Genomic DNA, 18,282 nt, shown 5'->3' on the forward strand with positions numbered 1-18,282 from the left:
TAAAACGGCGAGCTCTCTTCATGTCTGATTATGCTTTTTCGTTAACGATTGTAAAATGAAAAATATGCCGATGCAAGCTGTAAACCATGCCCAATTTCCTATTGGTGTAGAATATTTAAAAATACCAATACCTACAAGTACTATGAAAATAATCACCTGATATATAAGCTTCCACTTTTGCATATATTCCCTCCTTTACTTCGTTCCCTTCTTTTTCTTCTTCCATGCATTCAAACTATCAAAGAAAAAGTTAATAAATAGCGTGCCTAAACCCGCTAATAAAAACGTCATTAAAAATAGAACCCATATACTTTTATCTTTTAATAAATAATATCCTACAAGGAGCACAACCGCGATCCATACATATTCAAGAATTCTTTTTAGCTTTTTCTGTTCCAAATTATTCGCTCCCTTTTTCTATACTATTTTTAGTATAACAAAAAAGAAGCCTATCATGATAAGCTTCTTTTCTTCACTCTTATTTGTTTATGCTTTTTTCAACGAGTGAAATCGCATACTCTAATGTACGATTCATCGCTTCTACCTGTGCATCCTTTACTTTCGCATCTTTTAATACAGCTTCTGCCACTGTAATTTTTTGACTCAATGATTTCACTGAACCGTCCGTTACATTTGCAGCTTGCGCTTTTTTCACTACTACTTTTGCAGATTCAATATTAATTTGTAATTTTTCTTTCAGTGTTTTCGGTTGTTCTACTACTTTAGATTGTATAAATGCTTGATTTGCAGTTTTTAATTCATTATATGTTTGAACAATCTGTTCCCCAGTACTTGCTAGATTTTCAAACACTTGCTTTGCATGATTATAGCTTTTCTCTAATTCTTGAAATGCTTCCTTTGAATATTGACCTGGCTTATCACCAAATTCATACGTACCAGCTAACACTTCTTTTACTTTTCCAAGCTCTTCATATAACGCGTTCACTTGCTCTAACTTCGTGCGGTTAGAAAACTCATTGTACGCTGCTAATACTTCTGAAGAACTTAACGCTTTACTATATAATTTTGCAAGCGCAATTTGTCCGTTTAACGGAATACCGCCATTTCCGTTACTATCAGGGTCAGCTCCAAATGCAAATGGTACGTTCGGATGAGACACTTTCCCTTTAGCTGGTTGGCTATTTACTTTTTTACCATCGACATAAATAGCTACTTCACTTCCGTTATACGTTCCTGTTAAGTGATACGTTTTGTTCGCTTCTAATTGAACTCCAACACGTTTATAGCTGCCGCCAATGTGAGCCCACAATTCAACATATCCACTTCCTGTAGACTCAAATCCAATTCCGCCACTCTCTGTATTTTGTAAAATACCTTGTCCGCGAATTTCATTCATTGAAAATACAGTTTCTAGCGTGAACGTATTTGCTACTTTCTCTTTTTGTGCTGCTGAAAACGGAAGATATCCAAATGTATTAGCTTGTCCATTCAATTTCATTACATTTGTTTTTAAAGCTTTATCATATGCAATAGATACATTTCCTTTCACATCGCCTTTCGTTCCAAACGATGAGTTATCTTTAAATGTACCATCTAAGAAATTCACATCAAAAACATCTGCCTTTGGCACTTTTACATTCGGATCAATATTATCTTTCTTCGTAGTAACTTCTGCTGTTAAAGGCTGCACACTTTCATTACCAAATGAATCAATTGCAACTACTTCAAGCGTATATGTTTTTCCGCCATCTAATCCTGCCAGTGTAAATGTAAGGTCTTTCGGCACTGGGTCACGGTAAAACTCTGAGAATGCTAACAACTTATTCTTAATTTCTCCTGTTTGCTTATCTCTAGCTTGTACACGATAAGAGTGAACAAGAAGGTTGTCCACAGCTTGCGGGAATGTTACTGTTGCTGCATTTTCTGTTACATTTGATACCGTAAGTTTTGCATCTTTAGCAAAGTATGGCTTTTCTTTGTCTCGATCTTCTACATGTGTAAACGTGTCTTTCTTTGCTGGTAATTTAATTTTCCAAGGCTCGCCTGTCCAAGAATTTGTATGGAAATCACGACGATTAATCGTTACTTCTTCATCATCTACTTCTACTAATAAACCTTGGCTTAATGTGCTAGCTCCTGGCGGTATATTCCCTTGCACTTTACCACCTTCAACTTCCATATAACTTACAGAAGATGTACCAACTGATGTAAAGTCTTTTTGATGAATCGACCTTGGATCATCTAGCGGATAATGTGAATGACCTGAAAACGTAATAGCTTGCGGATATTCTTTTAACACCTCATTAATTTTTGCGCTATCTTTTGTTCCCCATTCATGACTACCGTAAACTGTCTCTTTTATGTGTTGGTGTAAAAATACGAAAATTGGTTTTTCTGGATCATCTTTTTGTGCTTTTGCCATTTCTTCTTTTAACCAATTAATTTGCTTGTCTGAATAATATCCATGAGTTGTCCCGTCCTCCGGAGACATAACAAGGAAGTGATACCCTTTCACCACTTTATGATAATAAATCGATTCCATACCTGTTTTTTCTAAGAAACGCTTCTGCGCTCCCTCTACAGATAAACCGTTCCAATAATCATGATTTCCTAAAGAATTCATTCGTACTGCATCTTTATTTGCATTTTCGTTATACACTTGCATGAAACGATCATATTGTTGCAGTGATCCTGAATCAGTAAAATCTCCCACAATTACAAACGCATCTTGTTTAGGTGCAAGTGTATTCAGTTGCTCGATTGCTCGTTTCCAGCGAAACGTATCATCTGTTCCACTATTCTTAATATGTACATCACTTACAACTGGAAAAACTATCTTCTTCTCACTCGGTTCCTTTTCTTGCTTCTTCTCTTCTGCTTTAACTGATGTACTCCACGGAAATGATACAAATGCTAATACAAAAACCATTAATAATCCAATAAGACCTTTTACTTTGCGTAAAGCTGTTCTTTCCACATGAATCCCCCTCATAATAATTAATTCATTACAAGGGCTATTTTATCTAAAACATATTAATGTCGTTTAAATAACAAATGAATTTTGTTAGACTTTTGTAAATATATAGTTAATTAGAAATGAAGTCCAACATTCCTTGTATTATCTTATACAACCACTTTTTGTCTAAAAGAGTCTGAGCATTCTTTTCCCATGTCTATTCACATATAATCTTTTCTATAACATAAATAATAATTTAAGTTTTAAGCCTATTAGACAATCTTAATTTTTAACATTTTCTTCTTTTTTTAACACATCGGTCATGCTTCTACATTTAATAGTAGTAAAAGACTACTTAAAAAGGAGGGGTTGTATTGAAGAATAAAAAAACATTGGCTGTTTTGCTCCTTTGTCTATCATTTGCCCAGACCCTTGTCCACCGACCCCTCCTCCAAATCCAAATTGCGAGCGAGTAACAAATGAATTTGCAGTGAATTTCCTCATAACGAATAACACCATTCCCTCTGCCAAAGATGCATCACAATCGATGATACTGTGGCAAAGCGATGGAATACTACCTATATCAGGTACTGTCTCGGCTTACAATAGTACTAGCAGCACAGAAGCAATTACAATTGAAATTGTTGGAGCAGTAACCAATATTTTCACCGTGTTTCCTGGTAATACAATATCGTACACAGGAAAAGACTTACAGTCAGTCAGTCTTACTAATATACAAAATAATCCTTCACTATATTTAGAAGGCAAGTACTGTTGCCAATTTACATGTTGCTTATAGAATACCAATTTCATTACTTTCTTAATTAAAAAGCATACCATTTACGGTATGCTTTTTTATGAAATCGGATAACGTACTGTAATACAAAATTCTCCTTGATTAACAGTTGTTCCTGTTGTAGTAATTCGAACGGTAGTAAAATATCGTACAGTGAAAGTACCACTACTTTGCGGTTGTACAGTAATTGTGTCAACTACTGTAGCACCTACTAAAAAATCAACTGTAATTGGAGCCGCACCTACATCATATTTCACGTAACCCGAACCATATACTTCTTGCGTAATATTATTTGTATATACAATTTGAGTACCAGCACCTGTAATAGACCAGTCTGTACATACTTGATCTTGTACAAGCGTTTTATTAGAACAACAAGACAAACCGGAACTTCTCATTCCCATTTTGATTCTCTCCTATTCTGCTATGAAAGTGGATAACGTGTTGTAATACAAAATTCTCCCTGATACGTTCCAGCAGGTGTTGCAGGTAACACAACTTGTATACTATCAAAGCGGCGATACGTAAAAGCAATACTCGTTCCTGGGTTTAATGTTTGTGTATCAATTGTAGCCCCAGCAGAATCAAGTGCTTCTACAGTAATCGGACCTGGTCCAACATCATATTTAACAAAACCAGTCCCCACCACGTTTTGGTTAATATTATTTGTATAGAGAACATTATCAATTGCTGCCGCAACTACAGTAGCAGACCACGGACTACACACTTTATCTTGCACATAATTTTTATCTGGACAACAAGTTAAAGCTGACCCTGAGCACTCACAAGACATAGTTGTTTCCCCTCTCTCTTTTATATTCCCTATATGTGTATGTCCCTCAGAGTCTTTTGCCTGTACTATTCATTTATTTTCAAAAAATATTCAAACATCGGTACCAATGACTAGATAGATTCCGTTCTGTTTCTTTTTTTCATAAATTTATAGATTAATATACCACCGACAACAATAACCACGACTAGTAATATCGGTAGCATATATTGCCCAACAACATCCGCCGCTTTTGCCCAATGCGGACCTAATTTCATTCCAAAATAAATATACAAAGTCGTTAACGGGAACATTGCTACAAATGTATATATGCTAAATTTCCATATGTTCATCTTTGCCATACCACACGGAACGGAAATAAGTGTTCGAACCCCCGGTACAAAGCGTCCAACAAATGCTACAACCGGTCCATATTTCTCAAAGAAATCATCTGCTTTTTGAATTTGTTCTTCTTTAATAAAGAAGTATTTCCCGTACTTTATTAATAGAGGACGACCACCGTAATAACCGAGTGCATATAACGTTAACGGTCCTGTCGTTCCGCCAAGTGTTCCAGCTAATACAGCTAGCCAAAAATTCATATCACCCTCGTACACCCAATACCCAACCATAGGCAAAACGACTTCTGCCGGAATAAATTCAAACGTTAAAGCCAATACAACTCCAAAATAAGAAAACTGCTTTAAAAACTCAATTATATCTAAAATAATTTGCTCCATATTTTAACTCCTATCCTACGTTTACGTTATGCTTTTCTTGTAATTGAACTGGCGCCATTTTTACAATTCGGTTCAGAATAAATAACACAATTCCAATATCATCTAAAATACCGATGAACGGTAAGAAGTCTGGAATTAAATCGAGCGGCATCGCTACATAACCAACTAAAAAAGCAATAGATAAGATTTTCTTCTTTATTGAAACCTCTTTTGAAGTAAAAAAGTCAAATAGGAATGGAACGAAACGACGAACATGAAATACAACTCTTAATCTACTAATAAGTTTTTTCATTTTTATATCTCCTCTCCTTGTATACAAAAAGGACCCTACCAAATATGGTAAAGGTCCTAAAAAAGACAATAAGGGGCCTTTACCATTGCTGGTAAAGGTCTCACTAACAACGAAACGTTGCCAATAAAGCCGAGGGTTTCTCCCTGTAATGACGACTTTACTGTAATAAGTTACTCCCCTTTATATACACAATTTTATACAATCACATTAAAATATTTTGGAGGGCTTGTCAATATATTTTATATCCCAGGCCCTCCTGTTTACCCTCCCGTAAAAACAAAAAACGTATAGGAAATTTCTTACTACCTCATAATATACATAATCATTTTTAAGGAAAGGAGAGGCTTCATTTGCATACTGTATGGAAAGGTGCACTCTCACTTGGACTATTAAATATAGGAATTAAACTATATAGCGCCGTAGAAGAAAACGATATAAAATTTTTAAGTCTCCATAAAGAATGCTTAACCCCTATTAAATATAAAAAATTTGCTCCTGATTGTACGGATGAAGAAATTGATGATAAAGATATTGTAAAAGCCTATGAATACGCCCCTCATAAGTACATTATTATGGATGAAAAAGAATTATCTGCGTTGCAAAAAGCTCACGAACCACGATCTATTCGTATTATATCTTTTATCCAAAATAACGAAATTGATTCTGTTCTTTATGACCGCTCTTATTTTATAGGCCCTACTCCAGGACACGAAAAATCGTATCTATTATTAAAAGAAGCTCTTGAACGTACGAATAAACTTGGTCTTATCCATATTTCCATTAGAAAAAAACAACATTTAGCTATTATCCGTAACTTTGAAGATGGGCTTATGTTGCAAACTATTCACTATCCTAATGAAATTCGCGATATAACAAATACACCTAACTTACCAAGTAATGAAAATTATCCGATTCAAAAACAAGAACTCACCGCAGCAATTAATTTAATCCACCATCTTACAAACCCTTTCGAACAAGAGTTATATACAGATGAATATAAAGAAGCTCTTACCGAATTAATCGAAAATAAAATTGAAGAACAGGAAAAAACGGAAACCATCTCTCCTGCTCCAAACATCATCAATATTATGGAGACATTACAGGCAAGTATTGAACAAGCAAAAATAAAAAGAGACAATAAAACAGAAAAAGAGGCCAAATAAAATTGACCTCTTTTTCTTTAAAGCGGATTACATTTCGGCATTTCGAGTCCAGATGATTGGGCTAATTTTAATAAATAATAACATTCCTCTCTTGCCATATGATCTGCCATTCTCGCTGATAATGCGCTTAATATTTCATTCGATAACTCCAGCTCTTCAACCTCATGGAGAAAATGTGAAAATAATTTCAATTCAAGTGAAACATCTTTTGTAAACTTCTTTAACGCAGGAAAATGGTGAAGCTCTGTTCTTAAATACCCTGTCATTTCAACTGCCTTCAAATAAAATTGTTCAAAGTGCTTCTCGAATTCTTCGCTTTTCTCTTTCAATCTTTTTTCAACAAGATCTAACCCACTAGAAATAGAGCCCGCATGACCAGCCGCATCCGTTAACCAAACGAGATGATAATGCAGTTCATGAAAAACAGGCGGAACTTCCCCTTTCTTCAAAAACTCTAAAACCGTTATATACTCTTCCACTTCGTTTACCATATGATTAATAAAAGTCGGCATAAAATGAATTGTAATTTTTCCTTCCAACTGTTTCTGTATAATATTTAATTTAAACATTCGTATTTCCTTAGCTGCTTGTTCCGCCTCTTTAGAAAATGCCACGAGATTCACATTACGAACTTTATTTAACAGATTCGTAAATAGCTCAACAAAATAAGTAGCTTTTTTTATATCTTCTTTTTCCTTTGGAGCTAACGCATCAAGTAAAAATTGCGCATGATCAGTAAGTACCTTTAGCCAAAATTGATGCTCAAACAACGCACTTTCTTCATAGTTTCTCTCCACTAAATCCCCTCCGTTTATTCACCCTTCTCTACTACTTCAAGTTTATATCCATCTGGGTCTTGTACTACAATACTCCTCGCACATTCATTTTCTGTATATAAAATTTCATAAAACGCTAGCTTCTTTTTCAATTTCTCTATGTTAGAAATCGTAAATGTTAACGCCTCACATGAATCTGTAACACTCTTTTCCCGCCCACCTAACATGCGATTCATGACAAAACTAATTCTCGTTGAATCAGCATCATACCAAACCCCTGTTATATCTAATTGCGGTCTTTCTAAACTAGGTTTGATTCCTAAAATCCCTTCGTAAAAATACAACGTTTCCTTTAAGTTTTTCACTTCCAATACAATGAATTGTTTCACAGTCTCCACATTCATTCCCCCCGTACCTATTACTTTTTTATATGTGTCATAAATGCTCATTATGTCTGAATACAATACGTAGTAATGAACATGTAAGGAGGTTTATTCGTGAATAAATATATGAGATCATTTGTGCCCTATCATAGTCCTCTCGATCCTTGTCCTCCTATCGGAAAAAAATATTATTCTACTCCTCCTAATTTATTTTTAGGCTTTCAACCGCCAAACTTACCGCAATTCACGCCAAAAGAAGCACTCCAAAAAGGGACTTTATGGCCTGTTTTTTATGACTATTATGAAAATCCTTATAAAAAAGGGCGGTGACTACTGACGTGACTCAATCCCTACCAGAAGAATATTATCAGCTGTTACTAGAGCTTCAAGAACTAGACTTTGTACTAGTCGAGCTCACTCTTTATTTAGATACACATCCAGACGACACTGCTGCTATTAATCAATTTAATGACTTTTCCTATAAACGAAGAGTATTAAAACAAAAGATGGAAGAAAAATATGGGCCACTCCAACAGTTTGGAAACAGCTATTCTAATGCCCCTTGGGAATGGAGCAAAGGTCCTTGGCCATGGCAAATATAAAGGAGAGAAACTATGTGGATTTATGAAAAAAAATTACAATACCCTGTTAAAGTAGGAACTTGCAATCCAGCACTTGCAAAATTATTAATTGAGCAATATGGAGGTGCAGATGGAGAACTAGCTGCTGCACTCCGTTACTTAAATCAACGTTATACAATTCCTGATAAAGTCATTGGCCTCCTTACCGATATTGGTACAGAAGAATTTGCTCACCTTGAAATGATTGCTACAATGGTTTATAAGCTGACGAAAGATGCGACTCCTGAACAAATGAAAGCTGCTGGTCTTGACCCTCATTACGCTGATCATGATAGTGCACTCCACTACCATAACGCTGCTGGTGTTCCATTTACTGCAACCTATATACAAGCTAAAGGTGATCCAATTGCCGACCTATACGAGGATATTGCGGCTGAAGAAAAAGCACGCGCAACATATCAATGGCTCATTAACTTATCAGACGACCCAGATATAAATGACAGCCTACGCTTCTTACGTGAACGAGAAATTGTCCATTCACAACGTTTCCGAGAAGCGGTTGAAATTTTAAAAGAAGAACGTGATAAAAAAATATTTTTTTAAAACACATATCCTAGCGATATGTGTTTTTTTACGTTTAAAGTTAAATCCTTCCTATTAAACATATAAATAGTATATTTATTCGATTTAATGCATTATTTTTTAATTTTTTCAAAATTCCCTATTGCTTTCTAGTCATCAGACCTTTAAAATAATAACAGTTACTCGACAAATTATTTGAATTTTCGACAAAAACACTCATTAGGAGGAGTTTCTTTATATGCGTACAACTTTAAAACCAGCGCAAATACTTTCGATTAGTTTATTACTATTCGCAGTTTTCTTCGGTGCTGGTAATATGATTTTCCCGCCCCTTCTCGGTCTTTCTTCCGGAGAAAATATGTGGATTTCCATTACAGGGTTTATTATTACAGACGTCGGTTTATCTTTACTAGCTATCGTCGCTGTTGCCCTTGCCGGTGGTAGTTTCAACACGTTAGCAAGCCGTGTTCATCCAAAATTCGCAGCAGTATTCGCTATCATTATTTATCTTTCAATCGGCCCACTATTTGTTATTCCACGAACTGGATCTGTATCTTACGAAATTGGGATTGCACCACTTTTCCCAGACCAATGGTACTCTATGTTAATTTTTAGTGCTATTTTCTTTACAGTCGTCTACTTCTTATCATTAAATCCATCAAAATTAGTAGATCATATCGGAAAAATATTAACGCCCATTTTACTTGGAATTATTGCAATTATGGCAACAAAAGCGATTCTTTCACCAGGAACGTTTGCAGAACCTGTTGGTGACTATAAAGAAATTCCATTTTTCAAAGGATTTCTTGAAGGATTTTTAACATTAGATGCAATCGGTGCACTTGTATTATCAACGATTGTTGTAAATGCAATTCGCCAAAACGGTATACAAGAGAAGAAATCAATCGCGAAATATACAATTATTTGCGGTAGCATTGCAGCTCTATTTTTAACAATTGTTTATTTCTTACTCGGTTATATCGGCGCTTCAAACGGCAATCTAGGACAATTCGAAAACGGTGGTCAACTATTAGCGACTGTTATGTACCAATTCTTTGGGACAAGCGGTAATGTTTTATTAAGTATCGCCATTATCTTCGCTTGTTTAACAACAGCAATCGGCGTTGTAAGTGCATTCGCCAACTATTTTGCAACAGTATTAACGAACGTTTCTTACAAAAAGCTCGTACTATACGTTTGTATCTTTAGCTTCGTGATTTCAAACTTAGGTTTAAGTTTATTAATCAAAATTACTTTACCTGTATTAATTATTTTATATCCAATTACGATTATTTTAATTTTCGTATCATTTATAGATAAATATACGAAACGTAAACCTTCTGTCTACATCGGAGCAATGATCGCAGCATTCATTATTAGCTGTATTCATGCACTTGATAATGTGGGAATGATACCAAGTTTTATCGCTAATATCGTACACACGATTCCTTTTTATAACTTAGGAATCGGCTGGATCGTTCCAGCAATCATCGGTGGTATAATCGGATACTTTATTCCGCAAACAGAAGCTGAAGGCGAAGTTTCTACAAAATAAAGAAAAGAAGCAAGCATGGAATACATGCTTGCTTCTTTTTATTTTCACATCGTATGCTTAAAAGTAAATAACTCTTCTTTCGACTGCACAACAGATTGTTCCTCTTCTACAAGATCCTTCTTTAGCTCTCCTCCTAACCTTACTTTCATCATCGCCTCTTCGATACTTTTTACAATCATATTTCCTGAAAAAATAGTAAGTCCAAAAAATGTAATCGGAACGAGAGGGATCCACGGATTCACTGTTAATGACCTAAAGTATACTCCAATTAAACCTGACCATTCATGCGTATAAGATTCCACTTCTTTTATTTGTCCACCAAACATCACAGTCCCACCAAAGAACACTTCAAGTAATCCTAAGTGCAGTAAAATAGTAAGAGTCTGCGTAAACTGCTGAAGAAATACGAGTATAAACGGCATATAGAGATGCGGAAAAATATGTTTTATAACAATATGTCTTCTCGATCCACCTAATATGCGCGCGGCATCAACAAATTCTTCCGTTCGCAATTTACGAACTTCCTTCGCAACATACAGTGCAATAACTGGCATTACAAGCAGTACAAGTAATACCACTTGAAACGAAGCCCTTTCAAAAAAGGTTGTTGTCTCCTCTCCGCTTCCAAATGTATTTGCAGATTGAAGAAAAAAATACGCAATCATAACTGTCGGAATAACTGTAAAACTATCAAAGAAAGCCTCAATTTTTGAAAATCCTCTTTTTATATACGTTCCGAGTACGACACCGAAAAACACACCTATTACCATTCTAAGTGCCGCAATTAAAATAGATATACCAATCGTCCACTTCGCGCCCTCAATGACTAAATGTAACAGGTCATACCCTTTCCGGTCTGTCCCGAGTAAAAATTGTAATGAAGGTGAAAACGGTGGCACTTGTGGATTTTCATCCGCATCATATTGCAATGTAACTTGTCTAATATGTCCATCATTCCATAACGTATTTCCGATGCTCAAAAGAACTAATAGGAGAAGAAACCCAATGCTTATCCAAAATCTTTTATCACGTTTTATATACGTCCACATATTATAATCTCTCCTTCATCGCAGCCGGAATGAGATAATGAAACAATTTAAATAAAATAAAAATCGGAATATATATAAGAAGCACACTAACGATGAAAACCTCAACTCTAATACCGAAATACGATTTCAAAAACATAAAAATACCACTCGTATTAAAAATCCATTCTATAATATATAAATTAGATAACATAAAAAAGATATTCGTTTTCGCAAAGAATAATGTACTAAGCAACACATTTCGTAAAATATGACGATTTAAAATATGAAAGCGCCCCAGCCCTTTCGCCTTAGCAAATAGTACATAATCTTTTTCTAGTTCATTTTCAAAACGAAGCACGACCATTTTTACAAACATAATCGTAGTCGGGATGCTCAAACACAATATTGGCAACCCCCTAATCGACTCGCCTCCAATTGAAGCAATTTGAAAAGGTAAAAAACCTGTTTGTTTAAAAAGCCATACAACTAAAATTTGTGATACTAAAATAAGAAGGATATCTGGAATGGATTCTAGGAAGATAAGAAATGATTTAATTCGATGTTGTATACGCGGTGAACTACTCATAATTACATAAACAATACAAAATGCTACAAGTAATGAAATGAAAAAAGCAGCTAAAAATATAACAATTGTTTCTTTATAATGGACGAACAACTGCGGAAATAAAAATTTACCTCTCACATATTGCAAATTAGAAATATCCATTAAGTTCACAAACACTTCTTTTAAACTCTGTATGTACTTTGATACATCCAGCTTAAATCCATAAAATAATTTTGGCAGAGCCCCTAACATAATAATCCCTAAAATCGAAATAAGAAATTGAATCGTCACTTCCATTCCATTCAAAAATACCTTTTTGACCATTTTCGCCCTTCTCTCTCTATAATTTCCCCTTTAATTTTATTCTTAATTTTCTGAATTGTAAATATTCAATATATAAAAAATCGCTAGGTTATGACCCTAACGATTCTTTGTGTAACTGTTTTTCCCTTTTCGCAAATGGCATATATAAAATAAAACATCCAATAAGCGCTGCGAGTTCTAATGAAATAATATAGTAAGGATGCGGTCCTAACATATCAAGTAATGAAGCTGTTTCTGGCTTATGAGCTAAAAACATATAATTACCACCTGTTTTGTAATTTACAAACGAAACAATCGGAATCAATATGTTTAAAAATATCATTGTGCGTTTAATAGATTGTACTGTCGGACGATATCCTTCCACCCAAGTCATAAAGAGTGGTGCCCAAATGAGCAATATATGCGCGATAAAATATTCAATGAAACGAAAATGCGGAAAAGCATACTGCAAGTTTGGCGTTAAAATGGCTTGTGATGCACCAATAATTCCTGTGAAAAATACAATCTCATATATACGGTAACTTTTCGTTATGATCATAATTGACGCTAACAACAAACTAATCGTACATAACTCAAACGGTAATGAAGTGGCTAGCTCAAAAATCCCTGCTTTCCACTCCCACATATGCAGTCCAATTTCACTCCCTATAAATAAAAATGCAATCGCATATCGAACCGTTATATTCCACTCATTTTGACGTAATACATCTTGGTATTGATATAAAAAAACGATTCCTACCAACATAATAAATAATATAATGGCATGTTGCCTTGAGTATGGAATAAACGGTTTTAATGGATGCGCACTAAAATAAGCTTCCATCTTCCTTCCTCCTCTCCTTCATACAATATTATTGTAAGAAAGAAACAACGAGTCAATTCATTTGCTTACACTGGGACAAGCTCTACCTTACATTTAGATATTCACACCTTACAAAACTGTAAGGTTATTGTAAGCTAAAACGATTTGTCAGATTCTTCACCTCTTCTATACTTAATGTAGATACTAAAACGAACGAAAAGGTGATAAATAGATGAAGAAGAAAAATAAAGTGTTAATTACTAGTGTAGTAGCAATCGGAATTGCAGCTGGATCATACTTTGCATTTGCTGGCGGTGGCTCAGATGTTGCAATGGCATATAGCGGATATAAAGTAACAGAAAAACAAATTGAAAACGCGCAAAAATTTGGCGGTGAAGTTATCCCAAACGGAATCGAAACAATTTCATTTGATCCAACAAAAGGTACGTATGAATTAGCTGTAAAAAAAGGTGATGAAGTGAAAAAAGGTCAGCTTCTGTTTAAATACAATGATCCTACTGCTAAACAGGGTGTAACAGAAGCAGAAATGCAAAAGAAAATCGCACAAAAAGAAGTAACATTGTTCCAAAAACAAATTGATACAGCGAAACAAAAATTACAAAAAGATAAAAATGCAGGCCTTCCTGCTGAAGCATTAAAAGCATCAGAAATCGAAGTGCAACAATTAGAATCACAACTTGAAATGAAAAAGTTTGAAGTTGAAAAATCTGATGAAATGATTAAAGCAGCAAAAGAGAAAGTAAACACACTTTCTGTAACAAGTCCTGCTGATGGCGTAATTGATGATATCGTAAAAATTGCTGATGAAAAAACAGGCATGAGCGGCATTACACTTCGTCACGCTGGTCCATTTAAAGTAAAAGGTCAACTTTCTGAATATGAGCTTGCTAGTATGAAAGTTGGGCAAGAAGTAACTGTTTCCTCAAAAACTGTCGCTGGTAAGACTTGGACAGGAAAAGTAACAGAAATCGGTTCTACACCATTAAAGAGTATGGACGAAAATAAAACTGTTTCTAACTATCAATTCACTGTCACATTAGATAATAGTGAAGAATTACAAAACGGCTTCCACGTTTACGTAACAAGTAAATCTGGCGAAGCAACTGGGACAATTGTTCCGAAAAGCAGCATCGTGAAAAAAGGTGACAAAAATGTTGTCTTCATCGTAAAAGACGGTAAAGCGAAAGAACAAGCAGTTACTGTTGAATTCGAAACAGATAGCGAAGCGAAAGTTTCTGGAGTGAAAAAAGGAGAACAAATTATCTCTAAACCTGAAAAAGACTTAAAAGATGGTATGGAGGTTGTCGTTGAATGATTAACTTAAAAGGCATCACGAAATCCTTCCAAAATGGTGCAGAATCCGTTCAAATATTACACGGAATTGACGTAACACTGAACCAAGGAGAATTCACTTCTATTATGGGACCATCTGGTTCTGGTAAATCAACATTAATGAACATTATCGGTTGTTTAGATAAACCAACGACAGGTGCATACGAACTAGCTGGTCAAAACATTTCAAACATGTCTGAGACAGAACTTGCACGCGTTCGTAATAAAGAGATCGGGTTCGTATTCCAAAACTTCATGTTATTACCAAGACTTACAGCACTTCAAAATGTAGAGCTACCTCTTATTTACGCTGGAGTTGATAAAAAAGAAAGACGTGAGCGCTCATTAGCTGCTTTAACAAAAGTAGGTTTAGCTGATCGTGCTACTCACTTACCGAACGAATTATCAGGTGGACAAAAACAGCGTGTCGCTGTTGCACGTGCAATCGTAAATAATCCAAAGTTCATTTTAGCCGATGAACCGACGGGGGCACTTGATACGAAAACAAGTACACAAATTATGGACCTCTTTTACGAATTAAACAAACAAGGCTCAACAATCATTATGATTACCCATGATCGTGAAATTGGGGAAGCTGCAGCACGTCAAATTGTAATTCGTGACGGAAATATCGTCCAAGATTGGAGAGGTTAATTTTGAACACGAGTGAAAATATACGCATGGCCCTTTCCTCTATCTTTGCTCATAAAATGCGTTCTATCTTAACGATGCTAGGAATTATTATCGGTATTAGTGCCATTATTACTATCATTTCAATGGGTGATGGTACAAATGCAAAGTTTAAAAAAGAGTTAGGCCAAGGAAAAGATAATGAAGTAACGATTTACTACAAAAATCCTGATTATGGACCAGACAACGCAAAAATTACAGCCGATATGCTAAACCGTCTTCAAACTGTACCAGGCGTTAAAGATGTGTATCCAGATGTAAGTATGAAAGTAAAAGCATCTGCTGGTTCAAAAGATGTTTCTCTTGATTTAAAAGGTGGAACAGGCGACTTCATGACAGATTCGAAAATAAAATTAGTTCACGGTCGTGAATTAAACGATAGCGAATTAAACCAAGCAATTCCTGCTGTTATATTAAATGAAGAAGCGTTCAATAAATTATTTAATGGTTGGGAATCAAATTTATACACAGATATAAAAGGAAAACCATATAAAGTAGTCGGTGTGTATGAAACAAAAAATGAGTTTGGAATGGCTATGTCAGAAGGTTATACATCACTTGAGAATGCCCCTGTCATTTCTGGAGTAACTGAGTATGACACTGTGAAATTAACGCTCGTTTCTCCAGCGGAACGTAAAAGTGTAGAAAAACAAGCCGTTTCTGTTTTAAACGAAATGAAGGCTCCTAAATTTGAGCATAAATTTGAAGCGCAAGATATGGGTGAATTTACGAAACAATTAGACGAATCGATCGGTATGATGAAAATGGTATTTGGTGGTATTGCCGCTATATCCTTACTTGTTGGTGGTATCGGTGTAATGAACATCATGCTTGTATCTGTAACAGAACGTACACGTGAAATCGGTATTCGTAAAGCACTTGGTGCAACACGCGGTAAAGTATTAACACAATTCTTAATTGAATCTTGTATTTTAACAGGACTCGGTGGTTTCATCGGATTCATGCTCGGTATCTTCTTCGCTTGGATCGTCTCAATCTTTGCCGGATGGCCACTCGTTGTCTCAAAAGAACTTGGACTTCTTGCAGTAGGTATCTCAATGTTAATCGGTATTATATTCGGTTTACTTCCAGCTAACAAAGCTGCAAAACTGGATCCAATTGAATGTTTACGATATGAATAAGCAAAAACGTAGGAGCTTACACTCCTACGTTTTTTATTTATCTATTAAATCGTGTTTCTTCTATTATATATGTTTCACGTTATAAACACCTTTAATTATTTTAACCTACTAAAGCTATTATAGAATCCTATTATTGCAAAAATAATATGTGACACCCTAAAATCAAGGCGTAATTTTTTCCATACCTCGACTTATTTTGTAACAATTATGGCGATTTTTTATTAAATTTCACCTCATTTATATTCCTCTACAGCCAAAATAGTTATTTTTACATAACTAATCACCTGTTTCAACAGCAAAATACGCCATTTTTGTAACACCTAAGAAACAATTGTGTAACACTACAGAAATATTATTAACCTATTAGAAATTGAAATACTCCCCTTTTTATGCATCATATGCTCAAACCTCCCCTAAAAACTATAAGAAAGCGCTTTTAGGATATTACTGGAATTATTACAGAATATTAATGACCCGTTACGAAAGCTTTGTAATTTTATGTTTTTCGCAAATAAGAAAATAATGGTTGCTATAATGAGGTCAACGAAAACAAATGCAATGGAGGCTATTATGAAAAAATTTATGGGTATAGCAACAGCAGCGGTTTTTGGTCTTGGGATTTTCACAACATCTGCTAAAGCAGAAACAATCGTAACGACTGATGTACTAAATGTACGAGAAAACCCAACTACTGAATCACAAGTTGTAGGAAAATTATTAGATGGATATAAAGTAAATGTTTTACATACAGAAAACGGATGGTCAAAAGTGAAATTGAATAGCGGTAAAGAAGCTTTCATTAGCGCTGACTATACAAAAGACACTTACTACGTAACAGCTAACGTATTAAACGTACGTGCTGGTGCAAACACAGACTCAGAAATTCTTGGTAAATTGAAACAAGATGATGTAATTGAAACAACACACCAAGTTGAAAATGATTGGATCCAATTTGAATATAACGGAAAAACAGCTTATGTTCATGTTCCTTACTTAACAGGTAAAGCTCCAATTAAAGTACAACCAGTAGTTAAAGCTGAAAAAGCAACTAAAGTTCAAGATACAGCTAAAGTTCGTGAAGCTGCTAAAGCTCAAGAAGCAGCTGAAATTCAAGCAAAAGCTAAAGCTCAAGAAGCAACTAAAGCTCGTGAAGCAGCTGAAGCTCAAGCAAGGCTCAAGAAGCAGCTAAAGCTCGTGAAGCAGCTAAAGCTCAAGCAGAAGCTAAAGCTCAAGAAGCAGCAAACACTCAAACCTAGGGAAGCAGCTAAAGCTCAAGAAGCAGCTGAAGCTCAAGCAGCGGCTAAAGCTCAAGAGGCAGCTAAAGCTCGTGAAGCAGCTAAAGCTCAAGAAGCAGCTGAAGCTCAAGAGGCAGCTAAAGCTCAAGAAGCAGCTAAAGCTCAAGAGGCAGCTAAGGCTCAAGAAGCAGCTAAAGCTCGTGAAGCGGCTAAAGCTCAAAAACCAGCTACACAACAACCTGTTGCAAAAGAAACTGAAACAAGTGCACCATCATCTTCTCGTGAGTTACGCGTTGTAGCAACAGCTTACACAGCAGATCCACTTGAAAATGGTTATAAAGCAGGCGACCAAGTAAAATCAGCTTTAGGTCACAACTTAACAGCTAATCCAAACATGAAACTAATCGCAGTTGATCCAAGTGTCATTCCATTAGGTTCAAAAGTATGGGTTGAAGGTTACGGAGTAGCAATCGCTGGTGATACTGGTGGAGCTATTAAAGGAAATAAAATCGATGTTTTAATGCCAGACAAAGGCACATCAAGTAACTGGGGACGTAAAACAGTTACAGTTAAAGTATTAAACTAGTTA

General features: G+C 35.4%; 22 protein-coding genes. 10 read left to right on the top strand and 12 right to left on the bottom strand.

Annotation, left to right across the window (positions count from 1 at the left end; all coding sequences use genetic code 11):
- Positions 1-18: 18 nt before the first annotated feature.
- The 3 genes from DN390_RS30575 to DN390_RS05815 all read right to left on the bottom strand — a co-directional run bounded on the left by DN390_RS30575 (position 19) and on the right by DN390_RS05815 (position 2,938).
- On the bottom strand, positions 19-183 hold the full coding sequence (locus DN390_RS30575; RefSeq protein ID WP_060629670.1) for a hypothetical protein: 165 nt from the start codon (positions 181-183) through the stop codon (positions 19-21).
- A gap of 12 nt (positions 184-195) precedes the next feature.
- Positions 196-399 carry a hypothetical protein gene (locus tag DN390_RS05810; protein ID WP_000435800.1) on the bottom strand — a complete coding sequence of 68 codons (204 nt, stop codon included), beginning with the start codon at positions 397-399 and terminating at the stop codon, positions 196-198.
- A gap of 79 nt (positions 400-478) precedes the next feature.
- Entirely contained in the window at positions 479-2,938 is a 2,460-nt protein-coding gene (locus tag DN390_RS05815) for a LamG-like jellyroll fold domain-containing protein (protein ID WP_147806803.1), read from the bottom strand.
- Between the two features lie 370 nt (positions 2,939-3,308).
- Here DN390_RS05815 and DN390_RS05820 point away from each other — a divergent pair, with 370 nt between their 5' ends.
- On the top strand, positions 3,309-3,716 hold the full coding sequence (locus DN390_RS05820; RefSeq protein ID WP_255443915.1) for an S-Ena type endospore appendage: 408 nt from the start codon (positions 3,309-3,311) through the stop codon (positions 3,714-3,716).
- A gap of 56 nt (positions 3,717-3,772) precedes the next feature.
- Here the strand turns inward: DN390_RS05820 and DN390_RS05825 are convergent, their stop codons facing one another.
- The 4 genes from DN390_RS05825 to DN390_RS05840 form a co-directional block, all read right to left on the bottom strand.
- Positions 3,773-4,117 carry a DUF3992 domain-containing protein gene (locus DN390_RS05825; RefSeq protein WP_000525802.1) on the bottom strand — a complete coding sequence of 115 codons (345 nt, stop codon included), beginning with the start codon at positions 4,115-4,117 and terminating at the stop codon, positions 3,773-3,775.
- A 20-nt stretch (positions 4,118-4,137) separates the two neighbouring features.
- On the bottom strand, positions 4,138-4,506 hold the full coding sequence (locus tag DN390_RS05830) for a DUF3992 domain-containing protein (RefSeq protein ID WP_001277534.1): 369 nt from the start codon (positions 4,504-4,506) through the stop codon (positions 4,138-4,140).
- A gap of 110 nt (positions 4,507-4,616) precedes the next feature.
- Entirely contained in the window at positions 4,617-5,222 is a 606-nt protein-coding gene (locus DN390_RS05835) for a DedA family protein (RefSeq protein WP_000435010.1), read from the bottom strand.
- A 10-nt stretch (positions 5,223-5,232) separates the two neighbouring features.
- On the bottom strand, positions 5,233-5,514 hold the full coding sequence (locus DN390_RS05840) for a YkvA family protein (protein WP_000733844.1): 282 nt from the start codon (positions 5,512-5,514) through the stop codon (positions 5,233-5,235).
- A 350-nt stretch (positions 5,515-5,864) separates the two neighbouring features.
- Between DN390_RS05840 and ku the strand changes: the two genes are divergently transcribed.
- Positions 5,865-6,677: a non-homologous end joining protein Ku gene (gene ku, locus DN390_RS05845; RefSeq protein ID WP_147806804.1), complete on the top strand. Its 813-nt coding sequence runs from the start codon at positions 5,865-5,867 to the stop codon at positions 6,675-6,677.
- 17 nt (positions 6,678-6,694) lie between these two features.
- On the opposite strand, the gene DN390_RS05850 is transcribed toward ku, so the two are convergent.
- Positions 6,695-7,474, bottom strand: coding sequence for a DUF2935 domain-containing protein (locus DN390_RS05850; protein ID WP_147806805.1), 780 nt, complete (start codon positions 7,472-7,474; stop codon positions 6,695-6,697).
- Between the two features lie 14 nt (positions 7,475-7,488).
- Complete coding sequence (locus DN390_RS05855) at positions 7,489-7,917, bottom strand: VOC family protein (RefSeq protein ID WP_147806806.1); 429 nt, start codon at positions 7,915-7,917, stop codon at positions 7,489-7,491.
- Between the two features lie 33 nt (positions 7,918-7,950).
- Between DN390_RS05855 and DN390_RS05860 the strand changes: the two genes are divergently transcribed.
- The 4 genes from DN390_RS05860 (at position 7,951) to brnQ2 (ending at position 10,554) form a co-directional block, all read left to right on the top strand.
- Complete coding sequence (locus tag DN390_RS05860; protein ID WP_001046257.1) at positions 7,951-8,166, top strand: spore coat associated protein CotJA; 216 nt, start codon at positions 7,951-7,953, stop codon at positions 8,164-8,166.
- An 8-nt stretch (positions 8,167-8,174) separates the two neighbouring features.
- Positions 8,175-8,438: a spore coat protein CotJB gene (locus tag DN390_RS05865; RefSeq protein WP_000194492.1), complete on the top strand. Its 264-nt coding sequence runs from the start codon at positions 8,175-8,177 to the stop codon at positions 8,436-8,438.
- A gap of 12 nt (positions 8,439-8,450) precedes the next feature.
- Positions 8,451-9,020 carry a spore coat protein CotJC gene (gene cotJC, locus DN390_RS05870; protein ID WP_000265273.1) on the top strand — a complete coding sequence of 190 codons (570 nt, stop codon included), beginning with the start codon at positions 8,451-8,453 and terminating at the stop codon, positions 9,018-9,020.
- A gap of 217 nt (positions 9,021-9,237) precedes the next feature.
- Positions 9,238-10,554 carry a branched-chain amino acid transport system II carrier protein BrnQ2 gene (gene brnQ2, locus DN390_RS05875; protein WP_147806807.1) on the top strand — a complete coding sequence of 439 codons (1,317 nt, stop codon included), beginning with the start codon at positions 9,238-9,240 and terminating at the stop codon, positions 10,552-10,554.
- A gap of 44 nt (positions 10,555-10,598) precedes the next feature.
- On the opposite strand, the gene DN390_RS05880 is transcribed toward brnQ2, so the two are convergent.
- The 3 genes from DN390_RS05880 to DN390_RS05890 form a co-directional block, all read right to left on the bottom strand.
- Entirely contained in the window at positions 10,599-11,603 is a 1,005-nt protein-coding gene (locus tag DN390_RS05880) for an ABC transporter permease (RefSeq protein ID WP_147806808.1), read from the bottom strand.
- Position 11,604: 1 nt separating this feature from the next.
- On the bottom strand, positions 11,605-12,471 hold the full coding sequence (locus tag DN390_RS05885; protein WP_147806809.1) for an ABC transporter permease subunit: 867 nt from the start codon (positions 12,469-12,471) through the stop codon (positions 11,605-11,607).
- 88 nt (positions 12,472-12,559) lie between these two features.
- Positions 12,560-13,294 carry a YwaF family protein gene (locus DN390_RS05890; protein WP_147806810.1) on the bottom strand — a complete coding sequence of 245 codons (735 nt, stop codon included), beginning with the start codon at positions 13,292-13,294 and terminating at the stop codon, positions 12,560-12,562.
- Positions 13,295-13,505: 211 nt separating this feature from the next.
- Here DN390_RS05890 and DN390_RS05895 point away from each other — a divergent pair, with 211 nt between their 5' ends.
- The 4 genes from DN390_RS05895 to entC all read left to right on the top strand — a co-directional run bounded on the left by DN390_RS05895 (position 13,506) and on the right by entC (position 18,279).
- Positions 13,506-14,609 (top strand): efflux RND transporter periplasmic adaptor subunit, encoded by a 1,104-nt coding sequence (locus DN390_RS05895; protein ID WP_098288584.1) that lies wholly within the window; start codon positions 13,506-13,508, stop codon positions 14,607-14,609.
- A complete protein-coding gene (locus tag DN390_RS05900) occupies positions 14,606-15,280 on the top strand; it encodes an ABC transporter ATP-binding protein (protein WP_000609098.1) in 675 nt (224 codons plus the stop codon). The genes DN390_RS05895 and DN390_RS05900 overlap by 4 nt, the downstream gene beginning before the upstream one ends.
- 26 nt (positions 15,281-15,306) lie before the next feature.
- Complete coding sequence (locus DN390_RS05905) at positions 15,307-16,458, top strand: ABC transporter permease (RefSeq protein ID WP_415783941.1); 1,152 nt, start codon at positions 15,307-15,309, stop codon at positions 16,456-16,458.
- A 570-nt stretch (positions 16,459-17,028) separates the two neighbouring features.
- Complete coding sequence (gene entC, locus DN390_RS05910) at positions 17,029-18,279, top strand: cell wall-binding protein EntC (RefSeq protein ID WP_147806811.1); 1,251 nt, start codon at positions 17,029-17,031, stop codon at positions 18,277-18,279.
- The last annotated feature ends 3 nt before the right edge of the window (positions 18,280-18,282 follow it).

It is taken from the genome of Bacillus sp. SH7-1 (assembly GCF_008042405.1).
Lineage (GTDB): Bacteria > Bacillota > Bacilli > Bacillales > Bacillaceae_G > Bacillus_A > Bacillus_A thuringiensis_N.

What these genes read in the sequence shown, in the direction of transcription:
- cotJC (WP_000265273.1), top strand. Translation starts at nt 8,451, where the DNA reads ATGTGGATTTATGAAAAAAAATTACAATACCCTGTTAAAGTAGGAACT.
- DN390_RS05825 (WP_000525802.1), bottom strand. Translation starts at nt 4,117, where the DNA reads ATGGGAATGAGAAGTTCCGGTTTGTCTTGTTGTTCTAATAAAACGCTT.
- entC (WP_147806811.1), top strand. Translation starts at nt 17,029, where the DNA reads ATGAAAAAATTTATGGGTATAGCAACAGCAGCGGTTTTTGGTCTTGGG.
- DN390_RS05905 (WP_415783941.1), top strand. Translation starts at nt 15,307, where the DNA reads ATGGCCCTTTCCTCTATCTTTGCTCATAAAATGCGTTCTATCTTAACG.
- DN390_RS05885 (WP_147806809.1), bottom strand. Translation starts at nt 12,471, where the DNA reads ATGGTCAAAAAGGTATTTTTGAATGGAATGGAAGTGACGATTCAATTT.
- DN390_RS05835 (WP_000435010.1), bottom strand. Translation starts at nt 5,222, where the DNA reads ATGGAGCAAATTATTTTAGATATAATTGAGTTTTTAAAGCAGTTTTCT.
- DN390_RS05900 (WP_000609098.1), top strand. Translation starts at nt 14,606, where the DNA reads ATGATTAACTTAAAAGGCATCACGAAATCCTTCCAAAATGGTGCAGAA.
- DN390_RS30575 (WP_060629670.1), bottom strand. Translation starts at nt 183, where the DNA reads ATGCAAAAGTGGAAGCTTATATATCAGGTGATTATTTTCATAGTACTT.
- DN390_RS05840 (WP_000733844.1), bottom strand. Translation starts at nt 5,514, where the DNA reads ATGAAAAAACTTATTAGTAGATTAAGAGTTGTATTTCATGTTCGTCGT.
- DN390_RS05880 (WP_147806808.1), bottom strand. Translation starts at nt 11,603, where the DNA reads ATGTGGACGTATATAAAACGTGATAAAAGATTTTGGATAAGCATTGGG.
- DN390_RS05895 (WP_098288584.1), top strand. Translation starts at nt 13,506, where the DNA reads ATGAAGAAGAAAAATAAAGTGTTAATTACTAGTGTAGTAGCAATCGGA.
- DN390_RS05890 (WP_147806810.1), bottom strand. Translation starts at nt 13,294, where the DNA reads ATGGAAGCTTATTTTAGTGCGCATCCATTAAAACCGTTTATTCCATAC.
- brnQ2 (WP_147806807.1), top strand. Translation starts at nt 9,238, where the DNA reads ATGCGTACAACTTTAAAACCAGCGCAAATACTTTCGATTAGTTTATTA.
- DN390_RS05830 (WP_001277534.1), bottom strand. Translation starts at nt 4,506, where the DNA reads ATGTCTTGTGAGTGCTCAGGGTCAGCTTTAACTTGTTGTCCAGATAAA.